At 70.6% G+C, this 10,011-nt stretch carries 11 protein-coding genes and 1 pseudogene; 7 read left to right on the top strand and 5 right to left on the bottom strand.

Features of this window, described 5'->3' with window-relative positions; translation table 11 throughout:
* Positions 1–204: hypothetical protein (locus tag ACLEQD_RS28790; RefSeq protein ID WP_410388371.1), on the bottom strand; the 204-nt coding region annotated here is incomplete at its 3' end.
* On the opposite strand from ACLEQD_RS28790, the gene ACLEQD_RS28785 reads away from it, so the two are divergent.
* From ACLEQD_RS28785 to ACLEQD_RS28765, 5 genes are all read left to right on the top strand, one after another.
* Complete coding sequence (locus ACLEQD_RS28785) at positions 149–673, top strand: acyl-CoA dehydrogenase family protein (RefSeq protein WP_410388372.1); 525 nt, start codon at positions 149–151, stop codon at positions 671–673. The two genes, ACLEQD_RS28790 and ACLEQD_RS28785, sit on opposite strands and share 56 nt — an antisense overlap.
* Before the next feature lie 119 nt (positions 674–792).
* Positions 793–1,596 carry a hypothetical protein gene (locus tag ACLEQD_RS28780; RefSeq protein ID WP_410388370.1) on the top strand — a complete coding sequence of 268 codons (804 nt, stop codon included), beginning with the start codon at positions 793–795 and terminating at the stop codon, positions 1,594–1,596.
* A complete protein-coding gene (locus ACLEQD_RS28775) occupies positions 1,593–2,711 on the top strand; it encodes a zinc-binding dehydrogenase (protein WP_410388368.1) in 1,119 nt (372 codons plus the stop codon). The genes ACLEQD_RS28780 and ACLEQD_RS28775 overlap by 4 nt, the downstream gene beginning before the upstream one ends.
* Before the next feature lie 210 nt (positions 2,712–2,921).
* On the top strand, positions 2,922–3,734 hold the full coding sequence (locus ACLEQD_RS28770) for a hypothetical protein (RefSeq protein ID WP_410388366.1): 813 nt from the start codon (positions 2,922–2,924) through the stop codon (positions 3,732–3,734).
* Positions 3,735–3,830: 96 nt separating this feature from the next.
* Positions 3,831–6,104, top strand: a complete 2,274-nt coding sequence (locus ACLEQD_RS28765; protein ID WP_410388364.1) for a hypothetical protein — start codon at positions 3,831–3,833, stop codon at positions 6,102–6,104.
* A gap of 28 nt (positions 6,105–6,132) precedes the next feature.
* Here ACLEQD_RS28765 and ACLEQD_RS28760 read toward each other — a convergent pair whose 3' ends face one another.
* Positions 6,133–6,855: a hypothetical protein gene (locus ACLEQD_RS28760; RefSeq protein ID WP_410388362.1), complete on the bottom strand. Its 723-nt coding sequence runs from the start codon at positions 6,853–6,855 to the stop codon at positions 6,133–6,135.
* An 88-nt stretch (positions 6,856–6,943) separates the two neighbouring features.
* Between ACLEQD_RS28760 and ACLEQD_RS28755 the strand changes: the two genes are divergently transcribed.
* Positions 6,944–7,471 carry an ureidoglycolate lyase gene (locus ACLEQD_RS28755; protein ID WP_410388360.1) on the top strand — a complete coding sequence of 176 codons (528 nt, stop codon included), beginning with the start codon at positions 6,944–6,946 and terminating at the stop codon, positions 7,469–7,471.
* Between the two features lie 8 nt (positions 7,472–7,479).
* Here ACLEQD_RS28755 and ACLEQD_RS28750 read toward each other — a convergent pair whose 3' ends face one another.
* Positions 7,480–8,856: a HEAT repeat domain-containing protein gene (locus ACLEQD_RS28750; protein ID WP_410388359.1), complete on the bottom strand. Its 1,377-nt coding sequence runs from the start codon at positions 8,854–8,856 to the stop codon at positions 7,480–7,482.
* Positions 8,857–8,924: 68 nt separating this feature from the next.
* Here ACLEQD_RS28750 and ACLEQD_RS28745 point away from each other — a divergent pair, with 68 nt between their 5' ends.
* Positions 8,925–9,734 (top strand): class I SAM-dependent methyltransferase, encoded by an 810-nt coding sequence (locus tag ACLEQD_RS28745; RefSeq protein WP_410388357.1) that lies wholly within the window; start codon positions 8,925–8,927, stop codon positions 9,732–9,734.
* Between the two features lie 4 nt (positions 9,735–9,738).
* Here the strand turns inward: ACLEQD_RS28745 and ACLEQD_RS28740 are convergent, their stop codons facing one another.
* Both ACLEQD_RS28740 and ACLEQD_RS28735 read right to left on the bottom strand, forming a co-directional pair.
* On the bottom strand, positions 9,739–9,858 hold the full coding sequence (locus ACLEQD_RS28740; RefSeq protein WP_410388355.1) for a hypothetical protein: 120 nt from the start codon (positions 9,856–9,858) through the stop codon (positions 9,739–9,741).
* Positions 9,822–10,011: pseudogene (locus tag ACLEQD_RS28735) on the bottom strand (hypothetical protein); the annotation flags it as partial. The gene ACLEQD_RS28740 and the pseudogene ACLEQD_RS28735, both read right to left, overlap by 37 nt.

Genomic DNA, 10,011 nt, shown 5'->3' with positions numbered 1-10,011 from the left:
CCGCAGGCCGTCGCGTCCCGGCACCGCGCGCAGCACGGCGTGCGTGACGGCTTCCTGGGCCGAGACCCAGGCCTGGGTCTCGGGAGCATCGATCCGCTCCAGCCAGGCATAGGGATCATGGAACCGCTGCCCGTGCAGCGTGTAGCCGCTGTCCGGATCGCGTCGTGCGGCGGGGAACTCGAGGGGCCGGTCCAGGTTCTTCATCAGGAGATCCTCCGCCGACGCGCGACCCGCTTGCCACGGTTGGGTTCGTTGCCGTCCGTCCGGCGCGCGGCGTCCCGGTCCGCCTGCGGATCCTTCAGTTGGCATCCAGCCCGACGCGCTCCGTGCCCAGCGCCCAGGCCGCGGCGACGGCCTCTTCGATGCCATCGCCAGGGCGACGCAGGCCGCGCGCAAGGCCGGGAGCCGCGCAGCGACCTGCGCCGACACACCGCAACGTTTGATGGCGGCGAAGCTTTTCGCTTCGGCTGGCAGCGCGCGCACATCGGCGCGTGCCGTGGAGCTGCTCGGCGCCGTCGGGTGTAGCACGCGCACCCCGGTCGCCCGTCACTTCCGTGACGCGAAGGTGCTGGAAATCATCGAGGGAGCGAATGACATGCTCCGGGTGTTACCGGGTGAGCAATACATCGCCGAGGGCCTGCGGGCCTCGGGAATGCCGCGCCAGGATGATTGATTAATTCTGCCTTTCCTGGATGGCTTGACCTGCCGTCTTTGCAACCCTAGCGTGGGGTTTTGCCGTCCAAGGCCAACTCTCTTGCGACCACCGTGAGCACTGTGACGACCTCTTCGCGCATGAGTCATCCACTGCCGGCTGCTGTTGACGGGGTCTCCTGGGAAGTTCTTGCTGCCCGGGAGCTTGACCGGGATTCGTGGGGGCAGCTGGTCCGGAACGAGATTCCGGCGGTTGTCATCCGGGACTTCGCGACGCCAGAGGAGTGCAGCCGGCTCGTCGAGCGGGCGCAGGTCATCGGGTTCGAAGCGTATGAGCAGGTCGTGCCGCCCATCGACCGCATCGGCGCGACGGTGTTCGAGCACGTGGGCTCGGACGTCTCGAGCTACTTCGGGAAGGCCGAGCACTGCCGGGCCATCCAGGCGGAGATCTTCTCGCAGTCGTTCTCCCCGATGGATCGCCTGATGAGCCGGTTGCGACAAACGGTCGGGGTCCCGGTCCAGGTCGCCGCGGATCCCCGGCACGGGTCCTACTGCGCGGGGCTCATCCGCCGCATCGAGAACGGCACCCTGCTGCACATCGACTTCGCGCCCGCCGAGCAACCGGACTGGTGGGTGGCCCAGGTCCAGGCGCAGCTCGCCTGGAACCTCTACCTCGAGCTCGATCCGGAGAACCCCGGCAAGACCTACGTCTACAATCGCCCGTGGACGCCCGCGGACGAGGCCTACAAGATCCCCGACACGTACGGGTATCAGCCCTCCGTGGTCGGGAGCGCGGCGAAGTACACGCTGAAGCCCACGCGGGGTGACGTGTACATCTTCAACACACGCAACTTCCACGAAGTGGACCCGAGCGGCGGGCGGCGAACGACCGTGACCTCGCAGATGGGCACCCTCCCCGATGGCAGGATCATCCTGTGGTCGTGAGCGCACCCCACACCTGCTCCGCGGCGGTCATGGTCGGCGCCGACCGCCCCGTCGAAATCCGGCACTTCTCCACGCCCGAGCTCGAGCCGGGCGGGGTGCTGCTGGAGACGCTCTTCTCCGAGGTCTGCGGGACGGACGTCCACCTGTCGCACGGCCGGCTCGCCGGCGTGCCCTACCCCATCATCCCGGGCCACGTCTCCGTCGGCAGGGTCCTGGCCGTGAACGGCGCGCCCCGCGACGTCGACGGCCGGCCCGTGCGCGTCGGGGCCACGGTCACGTTCCTGGACGTCGCCGAGACGTGCCATGCCTGCTGGTTCTGCCTGGTCGCCAAGACGCCGAACCGCTGCCCGAAGCGGCGCGTCTACGGCGTCACCTATTCGGCGGAGGAAGGCCTGTACGGCGGCTGGTCTCAGCGCATCTACCTGAAGCCCGGGGTGTCCATCCTGGAGCTCCCGGCAACGCTCACGCCGGAGCGGGTGATTGCCGGCGGCTGCGCGCTCCCCACCGCGATCCACGCGGTGGACACGGCGCGCATCCAGTTGGGCGACCGCGTGCTGGTCCAGGGCGCGGGGCCGGTGGGGTTGAGCGCGGCGACCCTGGCCCTGCTGTCGGGCGCGGGCGCGGTCTACGTCGTGGAACGCCACGAGGTGCGGCTCGCGATGGCGCGCGAGTTCGGGGTCGATGAGGCCATCGCGCTGGGGGCCGCGGGCTCCAGCAGCCACGTGGACCGGGTCCTGGAGCTCACCGAGGGGCGCGGCGTGGATGTGACCATCGAGGCCACCGGGGTGCCGGGGGCGGTCAAGGACGGCATCCACATGACTCGCGATGGCGGCCGGTACGTCATCGTGGGCCACTACACCGACCACGGCGAGGTGGGGATCAACCCCCACACGGAGATCAACCGGAAGCACCTGGAGATTCGCGGTGTCTGGGGCGTGGACTTCAGCCACTTCCACCGCATGCTCCGGATCCTCGACCGGCACGGAGCGAAGGTCGCCGGCGGCAGGGGCTGGGAGCACATGATCAGCCGCGCCTACGGCCTCCACGAGGTCAACCAGGCGCTGTCCGACGTCGAGACGGGCCGCATCGTGAAGGGGCTCGTCCAGCCCCGCTGACCCGGCTTCCCGGCGGCGGGATGTGACTCGAAAGGCTACTGCGCGCGTGAGGCTGTGACGTGTCACGCCACGCGCGCCGGCCTCGCAGGGTTCCTCTCAGAGGGAGATGCCACCGGCTGGAGGCATGGCGCGGTGGGTGCATGGACGGCCCGCGCCGGACCTCACCGGGACCGGCATGCAGTCCTCCCCCACCAACGAGAGGTTTTCTCCATGATGATGAAGCTGACGGGCCGCCTGCTGGCGGCCGCGCTCCTGAGCGTGACGGCCGCGGGTTGCCAGGGTGAAGAGCCGACGACGACCGCGGGGGATTCGCTCGCGACGCAGGAAGCGAAGGCCGAACAGGCGTGCATCGAGGGCTTCGAGGGCATCAAGAACTGCGCGACGGGCCGCGCGAGCCTCACGAACACCGGCAAGAGCATCGCGGTGTCCGGCCTGGCGAACGTGAAGGAGGACGGCTTCTCCAGCGAGTTCCCCCGCGCCACCGACTGGGTGCTGAAGACGGAGCTGGGCGGCGTCGGCGCGCTGGGCCAGGGCTTCACGCTCGCGGCCCGTGATGGCGACCAGGTGGTCAGCGCCATCAGCGTCCAGCCGGGCAAGGAGCGCGACGCGGTGGTCGTCACGCCGTCGTTCACGGGCCGGGCCGGCGGTTCGCCTTTCACCGTCAACCTGTGGCGGGGCGGCACCCTGGTGTACTCGCACTTCTACGAGCAGGACTACGGCGTCGGCTCGGTGTGGTACCAGATCCACATCGGCCTCACGCGGGTCGACTTCGGCTTCAGGAACCACAGCTTCACGAGCATGTTCGACCGCATCGGCGCGGGCGCCTGCATCTGGAACTTCCGCGGCACCGGCGATGCCTTCACGCTGGACGTGGATGGCAAGCGCGTCAGCGGCGACTTCCTGGAGATGGTCGAGGAGATTGGCGACGGCCACTACCCGTACACCGGCTTCTCCGCCATCGACGTGAAGGCCGCCGCCAGCACCTTCAACATCCTGGGCGAGTCCACGGTCGCCGCGAAGTAACCGGCTCCGGCACGCCGGGTGGGGGCGTCTCCCCTGCCCGGCGTTCCCGGCCGCTGGATGTCAGGCGCACGGACAGTGCATTAGGCTGGAGAGCCCATGGTCAAGATCTCCGGCTCCCCTGGTCCGACGGCGACGTCCATCCCGAGCGTGGACACGCCTGTCCCCCAGGGCCCCTCCGCCGCGACCGTGGCGTCCTCGCGCCGCTCCAGCGCCGCCTCGTCCATGGCCGCTCCAGTCGCCGCGGGCGCCAAGGCCCCGGCGCAGCGCAAGATGGAGCAGCAGCTCTCCGCCCTCCCGGAGGGCCCCACGCGACAGGCCTTGCTGAAGGCGCTCTCCAGCGGCCTGTCCCCGACCGACGCGGGCGCGATCGCCACCGCCCTGGGCGGCCTCAGCCCCGCGCAGCAGAAGGACCTGTCGACCCTCCTGGCGAAGGCCGGGCTCAGCACCAAGGCCTCTCCCCGGTCGGACGCGGACGCGGAGCGCACCTTCCTCCTCAAGGCCGTCGCGGGCGGCGCCTCGGGCGCGACGCTCAAGCGGCTGGCGGAGCAGATTCGCGGCCGTCCCCCCTCCCACCAGGGCTTCTCCTTCAACCCGCTGTCCGCCGCCGCGGGGACGCAGAAGCGCGCGGCGCCCACCAGCGCCGCGGATGCCGCCGCGGCGAAGCTGAAGACGGCGATGGACGACATCTGGGGCACCGACGAGGCCGCGGTCTTCGAGGCCCTGGAGGGCCTGGACCCCTCCCAGCTCAAGGAGGTGGCGAAGAAGTACAAGAAGCTGACGGGCACGCCGCTGGAGGACGCGCTCTACCTGGAGCTGGAGGGCGCGGACCTGAAGCGCGCGCTCACGGCGCTCGGGCGCCAGGGGCCGGCCGCCCCCACCGCGCCGGTGCAGGCTCCGGCCAGGGCCGCCGCGACCACGGCGGCCTCCGCCAGCGACGTCCAGAAGAACCTCGACGCCATCCAGGTGAAGTCCAAGGACGAGGGCACCCTCCAGCGCGGGAACTCCGTCGAGCTCAACGACCTCATCCCCCGCAACGTCGCGACCTGGAAGCCCCCGAAGGCGAAGCTCTACGCCCCGCTCAAGAAGGCGGTGGAGGCGCGCAACAAGGCGCAGGCGGCCGTCAACGCGGCCACCACCGAGCCGGCGAAGAAGGCCGCGCAGGAGAAGCTCAAGGCCGCGGACGCAGCCGTCCAGGCCGAGGGTGAGAAGGTCAAGGCGTGGATGAGGGACCACCTCGACACGAACCAGGGCCTCCGCGACGCCAAGGCGGCGGTGAAGGTCTCCGAGCGCGCGCTCTCCAAGCTGGAGAAGCAGCAGAAGAAAGCGAAGGTGCCCAAGGACCCCGTGGAGGCGGAGAAGTTCCGTCAGGCGCAGAAGACCGCGCTCGACGCGGCGAAGGCGAAGGTCACCGACGCGCAGGCCCGGGCGAAGACGGTGAAGGACGGCCTGCTCGCACGGGTCGACGCGTACGCGCCCATGGTCGCCGTGAAGCAGACCCGTTCAGAGGTCACGGTGAACGGGACCACCGTGACCATGCGGGATGGCCGGGAGACCGCGTACACGAACTCGTGGAGCGCGGTGGATGGCGGCGCCGTGTCGGGTGACTCCGCCGCCCAGGTCACGTCCCAGCTGGAGAAGAGCGGCATCAGCGAGGACCGGCGGAAGATCCTCGCGTCCATCTCCGGCCTGGAGGGCACCTTCAGCAAGGTGAACACCTGGGACACGGGGCGCGTCTCGTGGGGCTTCACCCAGTGGACGCTCGGCAAGGACGGCAACGGCACGCTGGCCGGGTTCATGCGCGACCTGAAGAAGACCGACCCGGCGCAGTACGAGAAGAGCTTCGGCAAGTTCGGCCTCGACGTCGACGCCAGGGGCGTGGTGCTCACCCGCCCGGACGGCACGGTGCTCAAGGGCGTGGCGGCGGCCGAGGCCATCCGCACCGACGTGAAGCTGGCCGCCGTCTTCATGGCCGCCGGCGCCGACCCGGCCATGCAACAGGCGCAGATCCAATACGCCGACGCGGGGAAGATCTCCGGCACCCGCAACACGACGGTGTCCGTGACGGGCAGGGACGCCGAGGGCCAACCCAAGGCGGCGAAGCTGAAGCTCAAGGACGTCGTCACCAGCGAGTACGGCAACGCCATCATGACCGACCTCGCGGTCAACGCCGGGTCGGGCGCGAGGGTCGCCGCCGCCGCGCTGGAGAAGTACGTGAAGGACAAGGGTGTGGACCCGGCCAAGGTGAAGGAGTGGGGGCCGGACGCGGAGAAGGCCGTCATCGCCGCGCTGGAGCACGCCTCGCGCGCGGAGCGGCTGACGCACCACCGGAAGGCGGGGTTCAGCAAGGAGCCCAACTCCTTCGCGGACTGAGGGCACACCGCCCCCTCTCCTCCTCCGCTCAGTCGTCCGAGGTGACCGCTTCGCCCCAGGGGCCGTCCTTCAACCGCAGGTGACGGCGCAGGGTGTCCGCGAGCCAGGCGACGTCGCCTTCGTTCTCGAAGCCCGTCACCAGCGTGAGCGTCCGGCCGTCCCGCGTCCTCGCGTGCAGGGCGAAGCGACGCAGGACGTACAGCCCCTTGCCGCCCTTGCGCGTGAAGGCGTGCACCGAGAGGGAGTCCAGGGTGCGCACGTCCACGACCGAGGCGCTGGACACGGGCAGCGGCTTCGACGTGATGCGCAGCGTGTCTCCCTTCACCTCCACCCAGGTGAGGTTGAGGGCCAGGGCGAGGGCCGGGTAGAGGCCCATGAGCAGAACGCCGCCCACACAGCTCCACTCCAGGACCCCGAAGCCGGCGACCTGGCCGGGGAACCGGACGGCGTAGAGCACCGCCACGAGGAGGATGCCCAGCACCGCGTACATCGCGTCGAAGGACGGCGCGGTCCACCCGATGCGCAGCGCCCCGTCATCGCGCTCCACGAGGAAGTTGGGAGGCGCCACGGAGACCGAGCCCCGGGCCACGACCGGCCTTGCCTCCGTCGAGCCAACCGGGCCGCCCACGCGGCGGAAGCTGCCGTCGTTGCGCACGTGGTACGTCACGTCGCAGCCCCGGCAGGTGAGAAGGACATGGCCGGGCGCCAGGCCCGGAAGTGGCGTGCCACACTGCTCGCACCTGGCCTGCATCGCGGCCTCCTGGACGCGGAGCCTAGCCGGGAACGCGGCCCGGCGCCGCCTGACGTCCCGGGGCACGCGCCCCTATAGTCGTCCTCCCATGAAGGACGCACCCGCCCCGCTCCGCTCCATCATCGCCCTGCCCCTGACGCCGGAGGGCTTCGCGCCCTTCGGGGACGTCGTGTCCGCTGGCCTCAAGAGTGGCGCTTCGGCGAACCAGGGCACCGCGGTGCGGTTCGACTGGTCGGCGCGGCTGGAGAACGGCCGGGAGGGCGCGAAGCCCAACCTCGCGGTGTTCCGCTCCGTGCCGCAGCCGCTGCCCTTCACCGTGAAGCTGCTGGAACACCATCCCCAGTCGAGCCAGGTGTTCCTGCCCATGCGCTGCTCGCGCTTCCTGGTGTGCGTCGCGCCCACCGCGCCTTCGGGCGGGCCGGACCTGGACGGGCTCGTCGCGTTCGTCTGCGGCCCCGGCCAGGGCGTGAACTACCACCGGGGCGTGTGGCACCACCCCATCGTCGCGCTCGACGCGCCGGCCGAGTTCGCGATGCTGGCGTGGGAGGACGGGAGCGCGGAGGACTGCGTCGTGCGGCAGCTCTCCACGCCCGTCTCCGTCGCCGTCGCGGACTGACGGGCCCCCTACCCCGCCGTCTTCGGCTGACGCGCGAGCCACGCGCGCCACTCGTCGGCGGTCTCGTACTTCTCACCGGAGAGCTGCTTCAGCACCCGCATCGCGGGCTCGTGGTTGATGGGCAGCTGGAGCGCGGACATGGCGACCAGCGTCTCTCCCAGCTGGCGGATGAGCCCGGCCCGCTGCGCGTTCAGCGCCTCCGGCGACAGGTCCGCCAGCAGGTAGCTGAGCAGGAAGGTCGCCTTGTTGCGGTCGCTCGAGTTCGGCAGCGACACCGCGTCCGCCACCGTGGCCACGTCCAGCAGGGGCTGCGTCGCGGCCTCCTGCGTGGCCGTCAGCACGCGCAGCACGTTGTTGCGCACGTCGGACTCCGGGTCGCGGATGAAGGGCACCAGGCGCTGGACCGTCTCCTGCTCCGTGGGCGCGTAGGCCAGCAGGAACGCGGCGGCGCTCCGCTTTCGCGAATCCGCGTCCTCGCGCAGGACGGCGGTCAGCGCGTCCAGCTGCTGGGGCACCTTCGCGAGGAACTCCGGCTCGAAGGCCGCGAGGTCCGGATGGCCGAAGCCTCCAATGCAGTGCGTGACCTTGCAGGTGGAGTCTTCATCGAGCTTGCCCTGCATCTGGAGCTGCTGCAGGCGCGGCTCGTACTCGTTCCACCGGGCGACCAGTCCCTCCGGATCCGCGAGGTGGCCCTTGGGCTCAGGCAGGAAGCGCACCCGGGCCGCGTCCTCGGCGTCCACCATGTCCACCACCACGAAGGCGGTGCCCTTGCGCTCGTCGGCGAAGTAGATGGTCATGCCCAGGTGGGCGTAGAGGAGGCCGTACTGCTCACGGAGCGCCGCCTCCTTCTGCTTGAAGACCGCGGAGCTGTGCACGATGGGCTTGCCCACCTCCAGCCCCAGCACCCGCCGGACCGTCTCCCGGTCCACCTTCCGCGAACCGAACGCATCCAGCCCCGTGAGCGTGAACGTGGGGAACGGAGCCTCGGGCGCCTTCGCCAGGTTGGCGCGGGCCTCCGCGACGATGCCGCTCCACGCGGGCAGCGGGTGCAGCGCCGCCAGCTCCGGGTTGTATTCGAGATGATCCGCGTCGTAGTAGCCGCCCTGGACCGCGCGCTTCAGCACGTCCACGGCCGCGTCCGCGTGGCCCGCGAGCGCCGCGCACCCCGCGGCGCGATAGAGGGACTCCGCGCGGTCCGGCCCTTCCACGTCCGCCTCGCCGGAGGCTCGGAAGCGCTCCGCGCACCGCTCGAAGTCCAGCGAGGCATAGGCCTGCTCCGCCTCCGCCGAGAGCTGCTGGGCACTCGGAGCGCTACCCGCCGGCTTCGGGGAATGCGCGCAGCCCGCACCCAGGGCCACCACGCTCAACGCCATCACGAATCGCATCGTGACCCACCTTTCGAGAAAGCGCGTATCTCATGCAAGCTGCGCGCGGGTTTCAAGGAGCCCTCCCCATGGCCAATGCCATTTCGAAGACCGCCTATTACACCCTGGGCTGCCGGGCGGAGGACGCACGCCAGCCCCGGCCGCTGTGCGGTGACACCTTCGCCTCCCGCTTCATGGATGACGAGGCGCGGCAGGTCTGGGCCCGCTTCCAGTCCTTCGACAAGGCCAACACCAGCAACGCCGCGCGGCATCAGATCATCGACGCGCAGGTGCAGGAGGAGCTGGACCGGGCTCCGGACGCGCGGGTGGTGGTGCTGGGCGCGGGCTTCGATACGCGAGCCTACCGGCTTCGCGGCGGCCGGTGGCTGGAGGTGGACGAGCCCGCCATCATCACGCTCAAGGACGCGAAGCTCCCGGTGACGGAGGCGAAGAACCCGCTCGAGCGCCTCTCCATCGACTTCGGGGCGGAGTCGCTCGCGAGCAAGCTCGCGCCCTACCAGGACTCGCGGCGCACGCACATCATCATCGAGGGCGTGCTCATGTACCTGTCGAACGCGCAGCGCAAGGACATGCTCGCGGTGCTCGCCCAGGTGTTCCCCCACCACGCCGTGTACTGCGACCTGATGCGCGCCACCTTCCAGCGCGAGTACAGCCGCGACCTGCACGCGGTGCTCGCCAGCATGGGCGCTTCCTTCCAGGACATGACGGACACGCCGGAGGCCCCCTTCCTGGAGGCGGGCTACACGGCCGCGGCCTCCACCTCCGTCCCGCTGCGCTCGCTGGAGCTGGCCGGCAAGCGCGGCCCGGCGTTCATCGTCCGCCGGTTCATGCCCAAGGTCCGCGACGGCTACCGCATCTGGAAGTTCGAGCGGAGCTGACGCCTCACTTCGTCTTCGGCGCCGCGGGCGGCTGCCCCAGCGCCACGCTGCCCAGGATGAGCGTGCCCGACACCAGCATGGTGGGCGTCAGCGGCTCGCCCAGCAGCAGCCAGGCCCAGGCCACCGCGAACAGCGGCACCAGGTAGGTGACGACGACGGCGCGCGCGCCCCGATGCGCTGGATGAGGCGGTAGAACACCGCGTACCCCAGGCCGGTGCAGAGGATGCCCAGCGCCGTCGCCGCCAGCCAGGGCCGCGGGCCGATGGGCTCCGTGGGC

The organism is Corallococcus sp. 4LFB (genome assembly GCF_046520365.1).
GTDB lineage: Bacteria > Myxococcota > Myxococcia > Myxococcales > Myxococcaceae > Corallococcus > Corallococcus caeni.
This window is presented reverse-complemented; position numbering and strand designations above follow the sequence as displayed.